At 46.5% G+C, this 16820-nt stretch carries 13 protein-coding genes, 1 tRNA gene, 2 rRNA genes, 1 other RNA gene and 1 other annotated feature (1 of these 18 only partly in view); of the genes, 11 read left to right on the forward strand and 6 right to left on the reverse strand.

Translation table 11 applies throughout. The features are described 5' to 3' along the window. A 23S ribosomal RNA gene (locus tag NYE68_RS00055) occupies positions 1-1678 on the forward strand (it extends 1252 nt beyond the left edge of the window). Positions 1679-1728: 50 nt separating this feature from the next. Then, positions 1729-1844: ribosomal RNA gene (rrf, locus tag NYE68_RS00060) — 5S ribosomal RNA — on the forward strand. Positions 1845-1887: 43 nt separating this feature from the next. Here rrf and NYE68_RS00065 read toward each other — a convergent pair. Continuing rightward, positions 1888-2838, reverse strand: a complete 951-nt coding sequence (locus NYE68_RS00065) for a YaaC family protein (RefSeq protein ID WP_064115760.1) — start codon at positions 2836-2838, stop codon at positions 1888-1890. Positions 2839-2958: 120 nt separating this feature from the next. On the opposite strand from NYE68_RS00065, the gene guaB reads away from it, so the two are divergent. From guaB to serS, 5 genes are all read left to right on the forward strand, one after another. Further along, positions 2959-4425: an IMP dehydrogenase gene (gene guaB, locus NYE68_RS00070; RefSeq protein ID WP_003150717.1), complete on the forward strand. Its 1467-nt coding sequence runs from the start codon at positions 2959-2961 to the stop codon at positions 4423-4425. A 152-nt stretch (positions 4426-4577) separates the two neighbouring features. Continuing rightward, the gene (gene dacA / locus NYE68_RS00075; RefSeq protein WP_015416640.1) at positions 4578-5909 is read left to right on the forward strand and encodes a D-alanyl-D-alanine carboxypeptidase; all 1332 of its coding nucleotides are present in this window, start codon (positions 4578-4580) and stop codon (positions 5907-5909) included. Positions 5910-6106: 197 nt separating this feature from the next. Beyond that, positions 6107-6991: a pyridoxal 5'-phosphate synthase lyase subunit PdxS gene (pdxS, locus tag NYE68_RS00080; RefSeq protein ID WP_156240231.1), complete on the forward strand. Its 885-nt coding sequence runs from the start codon at positions 6107-6109 to the stop codon at positions 6989-6991. Positions 6992-7012: 21 nt separating this feature from the next. Next, a complete protein-coding gene (gene pdxT, locus NYE68_RS00085) occupies positions 7013-7603 on the forward strand; it encodes a pyridoxal 5'-phosphate synthase glutaminase subunit PdxT (protein WP_007615126.1) in 591 nt (196 codons plus the stop codon). A 52-nt stretch (positions 7604-7655) separates the two neighbouring features. After that, positions 7656-7868 (forward strand) — a binding site (T-box leader). 54 nt (positions 7869-7922) lie between these two features. Beyond that, positions 7923-9200, forward strand: coding sequence for a serine--tRNA ligase (gene serS, locus NYE68_RS00090; protein ID WP_007408744.1), 1278 nt, complete (start codon positions 7923-7925; stop codon positions 9198-9200). Between the two features lie 10 nt (positions 9201-9210). Here serS and NYE68_RS00095 read toward each other — a convergent pair whose 3' ends face one another. After that, a complete protein-coding gene (locus NYE68_RS00095; RefSeq protein WP_039253068.1) occupies positions 9211-10356 on the reverse strand; it encodes a glycerate kinase in 1146 nt (381 codons plus the stop codon). A gap of 215 nt (positions 10357-10571) precedes the next feature. Between NYE68_RS00095 and NYE68_RS00100 the strand changes: the two genes are divergently transcribed. Then, positions 10572-10664: transfer RNA gene (locus NYE68_RS00100), tRNA-Ser, on the forward strand. Between the two features lie 130 nt (positions 10665-10794). Here the strand turns inward: NYE68_RS00100 and dck are convergent. The 4 genes from dck to NYE68_RS00120 form a co-directional block, all read right to left on the reverse strand. Next, a complete protein-coding gene (gene dck, locus NYE68_RS00105) occupies positions 10795-11448 on the reverse strand; it encodes a deoxyadenosine/deoxycytidine kinase (protein ID WP_039253065.1) in 654 nt (217 codons plus the stop codon). Beyond that, positions 11445-12068 (reverse strand): deoxynucleoside kinase, encoded by a 624-nt coding sequence (locus NYE68_RS00110; RefSeq protein ID WP_039253063.1) that lies wholly within the window; start codon positions 12066-12068, stop codon positions 11445-11447. The genes dck and NYE68_RS00110 overlap by 4 nt, the downstream gene beginning before the upstream one ends. Before the next feature lie 96 nt (positions 12069-12164). After that, a complete protein-coding gene (locus NYE68_RS00115) occupies positions 12165-13448 on the reverse strand; it encodes a glycoside hydrolase family 18 protein (protein ID WP_032863190.1) in 1284 nt (427 codons plus the stop codon). 71 nt (positions 13449-13519) lie between these two features. Further along, a complete protein-coding gene (locus tag NYE68_RS00120; protein ID WP_031379343.1) occupies positions 13520-14071 on the reverse strand; it encodes an isochorismatase family cysteine hydrolase in 552 nt (183 codons plus the stop codon). 82 nt (positions 14072-14153) lie between these two features. Between NYE68_RS00120 and tadA the strand changes: the two genes are divergently transcribed. From tadA to dnaX, 3 genes are all read left to right on the forward strand, one after another. Next, complete coding sequence (gene tadA, locus NYE68_RS00125) at positions 14154-14636, forward strand: tRNA adenosine(34) deaminase TadA (protein WP_015416644.1); 483 nt, start codon at positions 14154-14156, stop codon at positions 14634-14636. A gap of 84 nt (positions 14637-14720) precedes the next feature. Next, positions 14721-14985: signal recognition particle sRNA large type (ffs, locus tag NYE68_RS00130), an RNA gene on the forward strand. Positions 14986-15118: 133 nt separating this feature from the next. After that, complete coding sequence (dnaX, locus tag NYE68_RS00135) at positions 15119-16810, forward strand: DNA polymerase III subunit gamma/tau (protein ID WP_062623221.1); 1692 nt, start codon at positions 15119-15121, stop codon at positions 16808-16810. Positions 16811-16820: the final 10 nt, after the last annotated feature.

Raw genomic sequence — 16820 nt, forward strand, 5'->3', positions numbered from 1 at the left:
GAAGCAAGACCGGAAGGACTTGTGGAGCGCTTAGAAGTGAGAATGCCGGTATGAGTAGCGAAAGAGGGGTGAGAATCCCCTCCACCGAATGCCTAAGGTTTCCTGAGGAAGGCTCGTCCGCTCAGGGTTAGTCGGGACCTAAGCCGAGGCCGAAAGGCGTAGGCGATGGATAACAGGTTGATATTCCTGTACCACCTCCTCACCATTTGAGCAATGGGGGGACGCAGGAGGATAGGGTAAGCGCGGTATTGGATATCCGCGTCCAAGCAGTTAGGCTGGGAAATAGGCAAATCCGTTTCCCGTGAAGGCTGAGCTGTGATGGCGAGCGAATTATAGTAGCGAAGTTCCTGATTCCACACTGCCAAGAAAAGCCTCTAGCGAGGTGAGAGGTGCCCGTACCGCAAACCGACACAGGTAGGCGAGGAGAGAATCCTAAGGTGATCGAGAGAACTCTCGTTAAGGAACTCGGCAAAATGACCCCGTAACTTCGGGAGAAGGGGTGCTCTGTTAGGGTGCAAGCCCGAGAGAGCCGCAGTGAATAGGCCCAGGCGACTGTTTAGCAAAAACACAGGTCTCTGCGAAGCCGTAAGGCGAAGTATAGGGGCTGACGCCTGCCCGGTGCTGGAAGGTTAAGAGGAGCGCTTAGCGTAAGCGAAGGTGCGAATTGAAGCCCCAGTAAACGGCGGCCGTAACTATAACGGTCCTAAGGTAGCGAAATTCCTTGTCGGGTAAGTTCCGACCCGCACGAAAGGCGCAACGATCTGGGCACTGTCTCAACGAGAGACTCGGTGAAATTATAGTACCTGTGAAGATGCAGGTTACCCGCGACAGGACGGAAAGACCCCGTGGAGCTTTACTGCAGCCTGATATTGAATGTTGGTACAGCTTGTACAGGATAGGTAGGAGCCTTGGAAACCGGAGCGCCAGCTTCGGTGGAGGCATCGGTGGGATACTACCCTGGCTGTATTGACCTTCTAACCCGCCGCCCTTATCGGGCGGGGAGACAGTGTCAGGTGGGCAGTTTGACTGGGGCGGTCGCCTCCTAAAAGGTAACGGAGGCGCCCAAAGGTTCCCTCAGAATGGTTGGAAATCATTCGCAGAGTGTAAAGGCACAAGGGAGCTTGACTGCGAGACCTACAAGTCGAGCAGGGACGAAAGTCGGGCTTAGTGATCCGGTGGTTCCGCATGGAAGGGCCATCGCTCAACGGATAAAAGCTACCCCGGGGATAACAGGCTTATCTCCCCCAAGAGTCCACATCGACGGGGAGGTTTGGCACCTCGATGTCGGCTCATCGCATCCTGGGGCTGTAGTCGGTCCCAAGGGTTGGGCTGTTCGCCCATTAAAGCGGTACGCGAGCTGGGTTCAGAACGTCGTGAGACAGTTCGGTCCCTATCCGTCGCGGGCGCAGGAAATTTGAGAGGAGCTGTCCTTAGTACGAGAGGACCGGGATGGACGCACCGCTGGTGTACCAGTTGTTCTGCCAAGGGCATCGCTGGGTAGCTATGTGCGGACGGGATAAGTGCTGAAAGCATCTAAGCATGAAGCCCCCCTCAAGATGAGATTTCCCATTCCGCAAGGAAGTAAGATCCCTGAAAGATGATCAGGTTGATAGGTCTGAGGTGGAAGTGTGGCGACACATGGAGCTGACAGATACTAATCGATCGAGGACTTAACCAATTTGAATGTATGCTTACTGTTATCTAGTTTTGAGAGAACACTCTCAATGGTTTGGTGGCGATAGCGAAGAGGTCACACCCGTTCCCATGCCGAACACGGAAGTTAAGCTCTTCAGCGCCGATGGTAGTCGGGGGTTTCCCCCTGTGAGAGTAGGACGCCGCCAAGCTATATTATGGTAAAGGCAGCTCATCATGAGCTGCCTTTTTTGTTTATAAGTATTGCTTCAGGAAATTAGAAACGTAATACGGAAATTTGCGTTCCGTGACATCTAAGAACCGGCGGATCATCACATAATCATCACTGACATGCTGTGTCAGCAGTTCATACCACCACTCCGTTTCATATCTCGCAATCATCCCGATATTGTAGAGGACCAAATAATGAATAATCATTTCCGGAAGATGCAGGAAGTGATCACGCTGAGAGGGAATGTAATATTGATTTTTCTCCAAGTGAAACAATAAATTTGGCGAAGACCAAGGTTCTCTGTCTATCGGGGCAGCCTCAAAAACCAAGTGGTTATGGTCTTTCCTCAGAAAAGACCACTTTAAATGATGGCTGATATATTCAGCAAATCGGGAATCAGACATATTGTAATGAATCACCGCATGCTCAGGCACTGAAATAAGGTCATCTTTGAGCTCTACTCGGGTCAGCCAATTCTTTTTCTCTTGGAAGTAAAAGACAGTATGCAATTCAGGTATGGCTGTCAGCAATTTCTTCATTGTGTACCGTTCTTCCTCAAGACCAGCTATCCCGAATAAGTGCTTCATTACATGAATACATAAGCCATTGCGCTGCACCTTCACTTCATCATCCCTAAAGGAGTAATTTTGCTTTTTGCGTTTCCGGGCAGTCACGCCATGCGCGAGTACTGAGGCGTGGCTTGGATAGCTTGGATCTGTGGTCAGAAGACAGGCTTTCAGCAATTGTGACATCCCGTAAAACAACAGAATAGGCTTAATTTCTAAAGGGGAAAAAGATGCCTGTTTATAAAAGGACTCGGCGTGTTTGATAAAGAATATGAAGCGCTCACTGTTCTTAAACGCATATCGTTTTGGTTCTTCCATGCCGCTTTCTGTATAGACTTTGTTTAGAAATTTCTGGGAAGATTCTACGGAATAAAATAATGATAACTCTTTCCACTCATGATCTCTCATATGTATTTTTAAACCCTTTCCTTTATCTAAATATTTCAACTCTTTTTCGCTTCCTTGACATGCTGTTTTCTAGTTGATAATCTACATATAATATTTTGCCGAAAAGAGGGGGATTTACTAATGTGGGAAAGTAAATTTTCAAAAGAAGGCTTAACGTTCGATGATGTACTGCTCGTACCGGCTCAATCAGACGTACTTCCGCGTGATGTGGATTTATCTGTTGAACTGACAAAGACGTTAAAGCTTAACATTCCTGTCATCAGTGCGGGAATGGATACAGTAACAGAATCAGCTATGGCGATTGCGATGGCCAGACAGGGCGGCTTGGGCATTATCCATAAAAACATGTCCATCGAACAGCAGGCTGAACATGTTGACAAAGTCAAACGTTCTGAACGGGGCGTTATTACAAATCCCTTCTTTTTAACACCTGATCATCAAGTATTCGATGCGGAGCATTTGATGGGGAAATACAGAATTTCCGGTGTTCCGATCGTAGATAATAAAGACGATCAAAAGCTTGTCGGTATCATTACAAACCGTGACCTTCGCTTTATCTCTGATTATTCAATGAAAATCAGTGATGTCATGACAAAAGAAGAGCTGGTTACGGCTCCTGTGGGAACCACATTAGACGAAGCAGAAAAAATCTTACAGAAACATAAAATTGAAAAACTTCCGTTAGTGGATGACCAAAACAAATTAAAAGGTCTTATCACGATCAAAGATATTGAAAAGGTTATCGAATTCCCGAATTCATCTAAAGATGAACACGGACGCCTTATTGTCGGCGCTGCGGTAGGCGTGACAGGCGATACAATGACGCGCGTCAGCAAGCTTGTTGAAGCGAATGTCGACGTTATCGTGGTTGATACGGCTCACGGACATTCCAGAGGCGTACTGAACACAGTCGCGAAAATCCGTGAAACATATCCTGAACTGAACATTATCGCAGGAAATGTTGCAACGGCTGAAGCGACAAAAGCTCTGATTGAAGCCGGAGCAAATATTGTCAAAGTGGGAATCGGACCTGGTTCTATCTGTACGACACGCGTCGTTGCAGGTGTAGGCGTACCGCAGATCACTGCCATTTATGATTGTGCCACTGAAGCGAGAAAACACGGCGCGACAATTATCGCAGACGGCGGTATTAAATTCTCCGGAGATATTACGAAAGCGTTGGCTTCAGGCGGACATGCCGTAATGCTCGGAAGCCTGCTTGCCGGTACTTCAGAAAGCCCGGGAGAGACTGAAATCTATCAAGGCAGAAGATTTAAAGTGTATCGCGGTATGGGTTCTGTCGCTGCCATGGAAAAAGGCAGTAAAGACCGATATTTCCAAGAAGAAAATAAGAAATTCGTCCCTGAAGGTATCGAAGGACGGACTCCGTACAAAGGTCCTGTAGAAGAAACAGTGTATCAGCTTGTCGGCGGTCTTCGTTCAGGTATGGGATATTGCGGTTCAAAAGACTTGCGCGCTTTAAGAGAAGAGGCTCAATTCATCCGTATGACAGGTGCCGGACTTCGCGAAAGTCATCCGCATGATGTCCAAATTACGAAAGAATCACCAAACTATACAATCTCATAATTGTTACAAATAAAAAACATTTGACAGGGTCGCTGACTCTGTCTATTTTTTTTATATCGAGTGTGATAAAATTTATACTGTTGTGTTTTGAATTTGAATATGTCCTTAACGGCTTAATTATAGATTTAAAATGAATGACGGAGGTCGTAAGATTGAACATCACGAAATGGAAACAGCTGTTGGTGTCATTAGTGGTACTGGCACTGGCCGCAACTTGCTTTGTTCCAATGTCTAAAGCGGAGGCAGCCGGCAATGATCCGATTGATGTCAACGCATCAGCTGCGATAATGATTGAGGCTACATCGGGAAAAATTTTATACAGTAAAAATGCAGACAAAAGACTGCCGATTGCCAGCATGACAAAAATGATGACTGAATATCTGCTTCTGGAAGCCATTAAAGAAGGAAAAGTGAAATGGGATCAAACGTATACTCCTGATGATTATGTCTATGAAATTTCTCAAGACAACAGTTTATCAAACGTCCCCCTTCGAAAAGACGGCAAATACACGGTTAAAGAACTGTATCAGGCTATGGCGATTTACTCTGCCAATGGAGCCGCGATTGCAGTTGCCGAAATTCTTGCCGGAACTGAAACGAAATTTGTCGCTGAAATGAATGCGAAAGCCAAAGAATTAGGCATGACAAACTATGACTTTAAAAATGCCACAGGGCTTGTGAATGAAGACCTTCACGGCAAGCAGCCGCAAGGAGAAGGCGTTAAAGAAGAAAGTGAAGTTTCTGCTAAAGACATGGCGCTTCTTGCAGACCGCCTGATCACTGATTATCCGGAAGTTCTCAAAACAACAAGCATCGCTAAGACGAAATTCAGAGCCGGCACTGATGATGAAATGGACATGCCGAACTGGAACTTCATGTTAAAAGGTCTTGTTTCTGAATACCCTGGCGTTGACGGCTTAAAAACGGGTTCTACTGATTCTGCGGGATCTTGTTTTACAAGCACAGCACAGCGGAACGGAATGCGGGTCATCACCGTTGTATTAAACGCAAAAGGCAACCTGCATACCGGACGTTTTGATGAAACGAAAAAAATGCTCGATTACGCATTTAACGGCAATTTCTCAATGAAAGATCTTTACCCTGAAGGCTCTCAAGTAAAAGGGCACAAAACGATTGACGTTGAAAAAGGGAAAGACAAGCAAGTCGATATTGTTACTGACAAGGCGCTTTCTATTCCTGTGAAAAGCGGGGATGAAAAGAACTATAAAGCCGAAGTGACTTTAGATAAAAAAGAAATCACGGCTCCTGTGAAAAAGGGAACGAAAGTCGGAACGCTGACAGTTACATACAAAGGCAGTGACAAAGACTATGGCTTCCTCAAATCCAAAGAGTTCAGCGTGAATCTTGTAACGAAAAATGATGTAGATAAAGCAAACTGGTTTGTTCAGATGATGCGCGGCATCGGCGGATTCTTCTCCGGTATCTGGAACAGCGCCGTTGACACGGTAACAGGCTGGTTTTAAGAAATAAGAAAGAGCTCTGATGAAAGTTAGGGCTCTTTTGCTTAATATACTGAAAAAACCAAATTATTAGTAAAAAAATGATATCTATCTTATTCATCTCGCTGTAAAATAAGAATACCCATATGAAATATTGTATTTCTGGGATACAATAAGAGATAGAAATTATCTAACTATACATTGACTAGGGGGACCAAATAATGGCTCAAACAGGTACTGATCGTGTAAAACGCGGCATGGCGGAAATGCAAAAAGGCGGCGTCATCATGGACGTTGTAAATGCTGAACAAGCGAAGATTGCGGAAGAGGCGGGAGCTGTTGCCGTAATGGCGTTAGAACGCGTTCCCGCTGATATTCGCGCTGCCGGCGGTGTTGCCCGCATGGCTGATCCGACAATCGTTGAAGAAGTAATGAATGCTGTATCCATTCCCGTAATGGCAAAAGCGCGTATCGGACATATCGTTGAAGCGCGTGTCCTTGAAGCAATGGGAGTAGATTACATCGATGAAAGTGAAGTTCTGACTCCGGCTGACGAAGAATTTCATTTAAATAAAAACGAATATACAGTCCCGTTCGTATGCGGCTGCCGTGATCTCGGCGAAGCAACGCGCCGTATCGCCGAAGGAGCTTCCATGCTTCGTACAAAAGGCGAACCGGGAACAGGAAACATTGTGGAAGCTGTCCGCCATATGAGAAAAGTAAACGCGCAAGTGCGCAAAGTTGTTGCGATGAGCGATGATGAGATGATGACTGAAGCTAAAAACCTCGGCGCTCCTTATGAACTGCTTCTTCAAATCAAGCGTGACGGCAAACTGCCTGTAGTGAACTTTGCTGCCGGCGGAGTAGCGACGCCTGCTGACGCGGCATTGATGATGCAGCTTGGCGCTGACGGCGTATTTGTCGGTTCAGGTATTTTCAAATCAGACAACCCTGCTAAATTCGCCAAAGCAATTGTTGAAGCAACGACTCATTACACAGACTACAAACTGATCGCTGAGCTTTCTAAAGAATTAGGCACAGCGATGAAAGGAATCGAAATCTCAAATCTATTGCCGGAACAGCGTATGCAAGAACGCGGCTGGTAAAACCATAGGAGAGCTGGAAGCATGTTAACAATTGGTGTACTTGGACTTCAAGGAGCAGTAAGAGAACATATTCGTTCAATTGAAGCATGTGGTTCAAAAGGTGTCGTCATTAAGCGTCCTGAACAGCTGAATGACATCGACGGCTTAATCCTGCCGGGCGGGGAAAGCACGACGATGCGGCGTTTAATGGATACGTATCATTTTATGGAGCCGCTTCGCGAGTTTGCCGCCCAAGGCAAGCCGATGTTCGGCACATGCGCCGGTCTGATTATTTTAGCCAAAGAGATAGCGGGAACGGATAACGCTCATTTAGGGCTGTTAAACGTTGTCGTCGAGCGTAATTCCTTTGGCCGTCAGGTCGACAGCTTTGAAGCTGATCTGACGATTAAAGGCCTTGATGAGCCGTTTACGGGTGTATTTATTCGCGCGCCGCATATTTTAGAAGCCGGAGAAGATGTTGAAGTGCTTTGTGAGCATAACGGACGCATCGTGGCTGCAAAGCAGGGGAATTTCCTCGGCTGCTCGTTCCATCCTGAACTGACAGATGATCACCGGGTGACAGAGCTGTTTGTGAAGATGGCGGAAAAGCATAAGCAGGAAACAGCTGTATAAAACAGTTGAAAACCGCTGATACTTATAGTACATTATAAACACAAATAAAGATCGAAAAGCGTTGACAGGAAGCAGTAGGAAGCCTCTCTTTCAAAGAGAGCCGATGGGTGGTGCGAATCGGTGAAAGATGCTGTCCGAATCCGTCCTTGAGCGAAATGCTGAAAACAAGTAGGCATTTACGGGAAAACCGTTATGTGTTAAAGCGGGAAGCAAGTGTGAGCTTGTTTTCAATCAGGGTGGCAACGCGAGAGCTCTCGTCCCTTTTAGGGGATGAGGGCTCTTTTTTATTTTCGATAAAAACAGATAGGAGTTGTTAGGCATGATTGATACGAAGGTGCTGAGAGCCAATTTTCAAGAGGTAAAAGCGAAGCTCATTCCAAAAGGCGAAGACTTATCTGACTTTGACAAGTTTGAAGAGCTGGACGAAAAGAGAAGAGAGCTTATCGGTAAAGTAGAAGAACTGAAGGGAAAACGCAATGAAGTGTCTCAGCAGGTCGCCGTTTTGAAACGGGAGAAAAAAGACGCTGATCATATTATTAAAGAGATGCGCGAAGTGGGCGAAGAAATTAAGAAGCTTGATGAAGAGCTTCGTACTGTCGAAACGACGCTCGAAACCATCCTTCTGTCTATTCCGAACATCCCGCACGATTCAGTGCCCGTCGGGGAAACGGAAGATGATAACATTGAAATTCGCAAGTGGGGAGAGGCGCCGGCATTTTCATATGAGCCGAAACCGCATTGGGATATCGCAGACCATTTAAACATTCTTGATTTCGAACGCGCCTCAAAAGTAACAGGCAGCCGGTTTGTGTTTTATAAAGGATTAGGCGCCCGCCTCGAACGAGCGCTCTACAACTTTATGCTGGATCTTCACGTTGATGAATATGATTACACGGAAGTCATTCCTCCTTATATGGTAAACCGTACGAGCATGACAGGTACGGGACAGCTTCCTAAATTTGAAGAGGATGCTTTTAAAATCAGAGAAGAGGATTATTTCTTAATTCCGACGGCGGAAGTGCCGATTACAAATATGCACCGCGATGAAATCTTATCTGGTGAGAACCTGCCAATCAATTATGCCGCATTCAGCGCTTGCTTCCGTTCAGAAGCGGGATCTGCCGGTCGTGATACACGCGGTTTGATCCGCCAGCATCAGTTCAACAAGGTTGAGCTTGTGAAATTCGTGAAGCCGGAAGATTCTTATGAAGAGCTTGAAAAACTGACAAATCAAGCTGAGCGGGTGCTTCAGCTGCTTGAACTGCCGTATCGTGTCATGAGCATGTGTACCGGTGATCTCGGCTTTACAGCCGCGAAAAAGTACGATATTGAGGTATGGATTCCAAGCCAAGACACATACCGTGAAATTTCTTCTTGCAGTAACTTTGAGGCCTTCCAGGCGAGACGCGCAAACATTCGATTCAGACGCGAAGCGAAAGGCAAGCCGGAGCATGTGCATACATTAAACGGTTCAGGGCTGGCAGTCGGCAGAACAGTAGCTGCCATCTTAGAAAACTATCAGCAGGAAGACGGAAGTGTCATCATTCCGAAAGTGCTTCGTCCTTATATGGGAAATAAAGAAGTCATCAAACCATAAAAGGTGCGCCCTAGAGGCGCGCCTTTTTTGCTGCCCGGTATAGAGCGGCGGCATTCCGGGCTGTGCTTTCAAGGTTAAAACGGCCGGATGCTATGGCGTCTTCAAGACTTACAGCGCCGGACACGATAGAAAATACAGCTGTTATTCCTGCGCTGTAAACATGCTCGAAATTCTTGCCTAAGGAGCCCGCCAATGCGATAACGGGAATTTCTTGAGCGGCTGCGCATTCGGCGATCCCGGCGGGGGTTTTGCCGAATATCGTTTGTCCGTCAATCTGGCCCTCTCCGGTAATGACAAGGTCAGCGCCTCTTATCTGATCTGAGAAGGACAGTGTATCTAATACAACGTCAATCCCGCTTTGAAGTTCTGCCTGTAAGAAAGCGATCAGTCCGGCGCCTAAACCTCCCGCGGCGCCCGCGCCTTTTACGGTATCCGCTTCGATATCGTGCTGACGTCTCAATACGTCAGCGAAATGGCGTAAGTTGCGATCCAATACAACTTTAGTCTTCTCGGACGCCCCTTTTTGCGGGCCGAAGACATATGACGCACCGTTTTTACCGGTGAGAGGATTTTCGACATCACATGCGGCACGGATACGGATATGTTTCAGATCAGGAGAGAGACCGTTTATATCAATAGAAGCTAGGGTGTGCAGAGCGCCTCCGCCATCAGGTATCTCCTGACCTTCCTCATTTAAGAAACGCACACCGAGCGCGCTCGCCATTCCTGTTCCGCCGTCATTGGTTGCGCTCCCGCCAAGTCCGATGATGATCTCACCCGCCCCGCGGGAAGCTGCATCTGCTATCAGTTCACCAGTTCCTCTTGTCGTTGTGTTCAACGGATCTCTGAGATGGCGGGGAACGAGATGAAGTCCCGATGCTTCCGCCATTTCAATGACTGCCGTGCGTCCGTCTCCCAGAAGTCCATATGCGGCGTTTACCGGCGTTCCCAGCGGACCGGTCACAGTTTTTTGGATGATGCTTCCGCCAGTGGCATCCGTCAAAGCCTGAACGGTTCCTTCTCCGCCGTCGGCCGCGGGTATCTTGATATATTCCGCGTCAGGGAAGACCGCTTTGAATCCTTTTTCTATGCTGTCAGCGGCTTCTTTTGATGTCATGCTTTCTTTGAAAGAATCCGGTGCAATGATGATTTTCATTATGTTCTCCACCTTTATGAGCAGGTATCTGTTTGAATCTATTCTTGATTTTTACTGTGTTTTCCTGCCCGTATGGCATACTGAGGTTGAATTGGACGCAAGACTTTTGTATGATAGTAAAGCTGACGGACAAGCCGTTTAAGAAATGAAATAAAAAAATGAAAAAGCGCTTGACTGAAATTTAGGTCATGTGGTATATTATTAAATGTCGATACGGAGGAATACCCAAGTCTGGCTGAAGGGATCGGTCTTGAAAACCGACAGGGGTGTCAAAGCCCGCGGGGGTTCGAATCCCTCTTCCTCCGCCATATTGATTTTAAACCTAATGAAACTCGAGCATATATTGGAGATTGTTTTGTCCGCTGCATGTGATGCAGCGGATTTTTTATATACAAAAAAAGCGATTTTCTCTGTTCGGGGAAAATCGCTTTGTTATTTTTATTTATTTCTGTTTTCGTTGATCACGTGACTGATTTTTTCGATCAAAGATTCCAGTGACTGTTCATCAGCTTCAAGGTCATAATCTTCAATGCGTACTTTCAGCACAGGGCAGGCGTTAAAACCGCTGATCCAGTCTTCGTACCGTGTATACATCTCTTCCCAATAGGATCGGTTTGTCTGCAGCTCCATCTCGCGGCCCCGCTTTTCAATCCGGTTTATAATGTTTTCAAGGTCGCCTTCTAAATAGATCAAAACATCAGGATGCGGGAAGTACGGCGTCATGACCATCGCCTCAAATAGACTTGTGTATGTTGTGTAATCTGTCAGCGACATGGTTCCTTTATCGGCATGCATTTTTGCGAATATGCCTGTATCTTCATAAATCGAACGGTCCTGCACGAATCCGCCGCCTGATTCAAACATGTTTTTCTGCTCTTTGAACCGCTCAGCCAGAAAATAAATTTGCAAATGGAAGCTCCAGCGTTCAAAATCGTGATAAAACTTCTCTAAATAAGGGTTTTCATCCACTTCTTCGAGTGAGGTATGAAACCCGAGCCGTTTTGCTAAAGCTTTGGTCAAAGTCGATTTTCCGACTCCTACCGTTCCCGCTACTGTGATAATGGCGTTGTTTGGAATATGAATGTCTTTCATTTAATAAGCTCCTTTACCTGACGGGCAATTCTTTCATAGTCTGTCTTATTCAAAACAAAGTCTTCGGTATCACCGTCAATGGTCAGTACAGATATACCCGGACCTTCTTCCTGAAGCTGTCTGATGGCTGTGTCGTAATCTGCAATGAGACGTTCCAGATATTGATGCTCGATATTTTTCTCAAACGGGCGCCCGCGTTTTTCAATGCGTTGAAGCAATGTCGGCAGGCTTGCCTTTATGTATACAATGATATTCGGTTTCGGCAGGTCGTGAGTGAGCAGTTGATAAATCTGCTTATACTTCTCAAGCTTTTGGCCGTGCAATGTACGCTCTGCGAAAATAACATTTTTATAAATATGATAATCGGACAAAACGGGCTGTCCTTGTTTTAAATAATCTCGGTCGGTGTCCTCAAGCTGTTTATACCTGTGACATAGAAAAAACATTTCAAGCTGGAAACTCCACTCCTCGATATTGTCATAAAACTTATCGAGATAAGGGTTGTCTTCCACAATCTCATTAATCATATGAAAACCGAGCTCTTCAGAAAGCATCGTAGCGAGTGTCGTTTTTCCTGCCCCGATAGGACCTTCTACCGCGATAAAAGGGGCTCTGTTCATTGAAAATCCTCCTTAATTCTGCAAACATCCGTCAGCTGCCGGCCTTTATATTGTATCACACTCTCAGAAAAGCCCATGAAAAAAAGACGCTTCCAATTAACGAAACGTCTCTTTCACAATATGAAATTGATCGCTGAGCAAAAGCCAGTTTTGCGGGAAAGAAAGGCCGAGTTTCCAATAGCTGATCCCTCTTAAATGCAGTTCTTTAATTAAATTGAATTTCGCTTGAATGGATCGTGCGTCTTCAAACCATACTTCATGCCGTCTCTGATTTTCATCCGTGTATCGGAAGAATGGAGCCTGGGCGGTTTCGTCATATTGAATGTCGACTTTATGGCGTGCTGCCAGAGCGATTGCCTGCTGAGGACTGACGGCTTTCGCTGTCGTTCCCTGTTTGAAAGGCAGTGTCCAATCATAGCCGTACATATTCTGGCCCATGACGATTTTTGAAGAAGGCATTTCCGTCAGCGCGTACTCAATGACATTTCTTACAGGGCCGATAGGTGATACGGCCTGAGCCGGGCCTCCGCTGTACCCCCACTCATATGTCATGATCACGACAAAATCGACGATTTCTCCATGTGCCCTATAGTCATGTGCTTCGTACCATTTGCCGGCCTGGGTCGCGCTCGTTTTCGGAGCAAGCGCCGTTGAAATTTTCCAGCCTTCCCGATGAAAAATCGTCCTCGCTTCACGTAAAAAACGATTGTAGGCTTCTCTGTCCTGTGGACGTAAATATTCGAAATCAAAGTGAATATCGCGAAAGCCGTACTTTTTAGCCGTGGAGACGATTTCCTGAAAGAGTTTTGTTTTCACTGTATTGTCATTCAAGATGAGCCGCCCGAGTTCATCGCTGAATGCGTCATTTTCAAGGTTGGTGATGATCATCATCAGGGTGGTGTTGTGCCTGTCACTGATGCTTTTTAAATTGGTCAGAGGCGGTTCCTTTAAAGTCCCGTTCCGCTGCACTTGAAAACTGAATGCGCCAAGGTATGTTAAATAAGGAGAGGCCTCCCTTGCCGCCTGCTGCAGATTAGCGCTTACGCTCGTTCCCCGCGGTTCTATATATGCGTTTGATTCGATATCGGGCTTATTCGCCTGCTGCGGAATGTAAAGGCGGGTTCCGGCTCTCAATGTGGTGCCGGGCTGAATTCCGTTAACCCTCGCAAGCTCCGCGGCCGATATATGGAAACGGCCAGCGATTGCCGCAAGAGTATCACCTTGTTTCACTTCGTAATATTGACCCTCAATCGGGATGACAAGGGTTTGTCCGACAACCAATGTATTTGGATTAGGCAGTTTATTTGCTTCCGCAATGACATTTGCGGCAGTCCGGTAGCGCGCCGCAATAGCGGAAAGCGTGTCGCCCCGTTTCACTATATAGATCTGAATGAAAAACGCCTCCTTTCATATCCGCTATCAAATATATGAAAAAAGGAGGCTGATCATGTTTATTTTTCGGCGGTAATTTGTTTTTCCGTGGTTATTTCTGCGAAGAGAACATTCTCCATCATGGTCAAAGCGAAATCATTGTCCTCGTCGTTATTGGAAGCGGTGCAGTCTTTCGGAATGGTAATGCTGTATTCTCTCATATAGGCGTCGTTGGCCGTGAACAGCACACAAATGTTCCCGGCAATCCCCGTGATGATTAATCGGTTCACTTGTAATTCGGTCAGAAGGGTGTGAAGCGCCGTTTCGTAAAAAGCGGAATGCTTCGGTTTAATGAGAAAATAATCATCCGGCTGAGGCGAAATATCTTTTATAATGGGGGCGCTTCTGTTGTTGCTGCATTCCTCCCTGATGGCATCAATATCAGCCTTCCAGAGCCCGTAATGATCATTAATATAAATAATCGGCCAGTTGCTTTGTTTTGCATGCTTCTTTAATGATAAAATACGGGGGACAATTTGTTTGGTTTTTTCAGCAAGACGTTCGCCCATATCAAATTGAAAATTGTTGATCATATCGACAATCAGAAGGGCTGTGTTGTTAGGTTCAGACAATACCGGCAACTCCTTTCTGCTGGGGTATTCCTATTTTAACCTTTATGAGACATGAAAAAACTTAAGAAGAGAGCTCGAACCTATGAATGATGAATATTATATGAGAGAAGCCATAAAAGAAGCGAAGAAAGCCGAAGCGAAAGGTGAAGTGCCGATCGGAGCAGTTCTTGTTCTGCATGATGAGATCGTGGCGCGGGCGCATAACCTGCGGGAGACTGAACAGAGGTCGCTTGCCCACGCCGAAATGCTGGCGATAGACGAAGCGTGCTGTAAGCTGGGGACATGGAGACTTGAGGATGCCGTTCTTTATGTCACTTTGGAGCCGTGTCCGATGTGCGCGGGAGCCGTCGTGCTTTCGAGAGTCGATAAGGTCGTATTCGGCGCATTTGATCCCAAGGGGGGCTGTACAGGAACGCTGATGAACCTCTTGCAGGAAGAGCGGTTCAACCACCAAGCGGAAGTGGTGAGCGGCGTGCTCGGAGAAGAGTGCGGAGAAATGCTCAGCGCTTTTTTCAGAAAGCTGCGCCGGCAAAAGAAAGACATGAGGAAAAAGTTGTCTGAGTAGTACGGTTGCATTTTCTGCCTGAAGCAGATATACTTATGTGTGCATCATGAATGGTGCGCATATAAAAATTTGATATTTATTTTGCCGTGCTAAGCGGGGAGGTAGCGGTGCCCTGTACCCGCAATCCGCTCTAGCGGGGCCGAATCCCTTCTCGAGGTTCGTTTACTGTAAGGTCTGCCTTAAGTAAGTGGCGTTGACGTCTGGGTCCTGCGCAATGGGAATTCATGAACCATGTCAGGTCCGGAAGGAAGCAGCATTAAGTGAAACCTCTCATGTGCCGCAGGGTTGCCTGGGCTGAGCTAACTGCTTAAGTAACGCTTAGGGTAGCGAATCGACAGAAGGTGCACGGTAAATCAATCATCAAATTTCAGACTCACCTGTTTATGGCAGGTGAGTTTTTTCGTATATGAAAAACGGGTTTTGGCGTTAAAAGCACGTTCATGTATAATAAACATGATGAATAACAGAGGAGGGCGCATCCTGTGGGTTACCAAGCTTTATATCGAGTATTTAGGCCTCAGCAGTTTGAAGATGTGGTCGGACAGGAACACATTACGAAAACGCTGCAAAATGCCCTTTTGCAAAAGAAATTTTCTCATGCATATCTGTTTTCTGGACCGCGGGGAACGGGAAAAACCAGTGCAGCTAAAATATTTGCGAAAGCAGTCAACTGTGAGCACGCCCCCGTAGAAGAACCGTGCAATGAATGTGCGGCGTGCAAGGGGATCACAAACGGCTCTATATCAGATGTGATTGAAATAGATGCGGCGTCGAATAACGGCGTAGACGAAATCCGCGACATCCGTGACAAAGTAAAATTCGCCCCGTCGGCCGTCACCTACAAAGTATATATTATAGATGAGGTGCATATGCTCTCTATCGGCGCATTCAATGCGCTTCTGAAAACGCTGGAAGAACCGCCGGCACATTGCATTTTCATATTAGCTACGACTGAGCCTCATAAGATTCCTTTAACCATTATCTCCAGATGTCAGCGTTTTGACTTCAAACGGATTACATCCAAAGCAATTGTCGGACGAATGAAGACAATCGTCGATGCAGAGCAGCTGAAGGTGGAAGAAGGAGCCCTTGATATCATAGCGAGTGCTGCGGACGGAGGAATGAGGGACGCGCTGAGCCTGCTCGATCAAGCCGTATCATTCAGCGGCGAGAAGCTGTCGGTGGATGACGCATTGCTCATTACCGGAGCCGTTTCTCAGCACTATATTGGAAAACTGGCATCTGCTCTTCACCGCAAACAGGTTTCCGAGGCATTGGAAACACTGAATGAATTGCTCCAGCAGGGGAAAGATGCGGCCAAACTGATTGAAGATATGATTTTCTATTTCAGGGATATGCTCTTGTACCAGGCCGCTCCCGGTTTAGAAGGAGTCCTGGAGAAGGTGAAGGTCGATGAAACGTTTCGGAATCTGAGCGGTGACATACCGGCCCCCGCTTTATATGAGATGATTGATATCCTGAATAAAAGCCATCAGGAAATGAAGTGGACGAACCACCCAAGAATCTTTTTTGAAGTGGCTGTCGTGAAAATATGCCAGACGGCACAGCAATCCGCCGGAGACATCCCTGAGGTCGGCATGCTGATGAATAAGATTCAGCAGCTTGAGCAGGAAGTAGAAAGGCTGAAAACCTCCGGTGTGAAGGTTCAGATGGAAAGCGCTCCGAAAGAAGCTCCGCGTCCTCAAAAAGGCGGAAAAAGCCATTACAAAGCTCCGGTCGGAAGAATTCATGAGATATTGAAGGAAGCCACAAGACCTGAACTTGAACAGCTTAAAAGCAGCTGGGGCAAGCTGCTGGCACACCTGAAACAGCAGAATAAGGTGTCTCATGCGGCTCTGTTGAATGACAGTGAACCGGTGGCTGCTGCTCAAAAGGCATTTGTGCTTAAATTTAAATACGAAATCCATTGTAAAATGGTTGCAGAAGACAATAACGGAGTCCGTACGAATCTTGAACAGATTCTCGAATCAATGCTCGGGAAAAGAATGGATTTGATTGGCGTTCCGGAAGCACAATGGGGTAAAATAAGAGAAGAATTTTTAAATGATCACCAGCAGGAAAGTGAAGGATCAAACGAACCGGCTGAAGAAGATCCGCTGATTGCAGAGGCGAAAAAACTTGTCGGAGCGGATTTAATCGAAATAAAAGACTAATAAGATGAAA

It is taken from the genome of Bacillus sp. FSL R5-0447, from assembly GCF_038606125.1.
Lineage (GTDB): Bacteria > Bacillota > Bacilli > Bacillales > Bacillaceae > Bacillus > Bacillus velezensis.

Coding starts and splice junctions, on each gene's coding strand:
- NYE68_RS00110 (WP_039253063.1), bottom strand. CDS start 12,068: ATGAACAGAGCCCCTTTTATCGCGGTAGAAGGTCCTATCGGGGCAGGA.
- dck (WP_039253065.1), bottom strand. CDS start 11,448: ATGAAAGACATTCATATTCCAAACAACGCCATTATCACAGTAGCGGGA.
- serS (WP_007408744.1), top strand. CDS start 7,923: ATGATTGATACGAAGGTGCTGAGAGCCAATTTTCAAGAGGTAAAAGCG.
- NYE68_RS00065 (WP_064115760.1), bottom strand. CDS start 2,838: ATGAGAGATCATGAGTGGAAAGAGTTATCATTATTTTATTCCGTAGAA.
- pdxT (WP_007615126.1), top strand. CDS start 7,013: ATGTTAACAATTGGTGTACTTGGACTTCAAGGAGCAGTAAGAGAACAT.
- guaB (WP_003150717.1), top strand. CDS start 2,959: ATGTGGGAAAGTAAATTTTCAAAAGAAGGCTTAACGTTCGATGATGTA.
- NYE68_RS00095 (WP_039253068.1), bottom strand. CDS start 10,356: ATGAAAATCATCATTGCACCGGATTCTTTCAAAGAAAGCATGACATCA.
- pdxS (WP_156240231.1), top strand. CDS start 6,107: ATGGCTCAAACAGGTACTGATCGTGTAAAACGCGGCATGGCGGAAATG.
- tadA (WP_015416644.1), top strand. CDS start 14,154: ATGAATGATGAATATTATATGAGAGAAGCCATAAAAGAAGCGAAGAAA.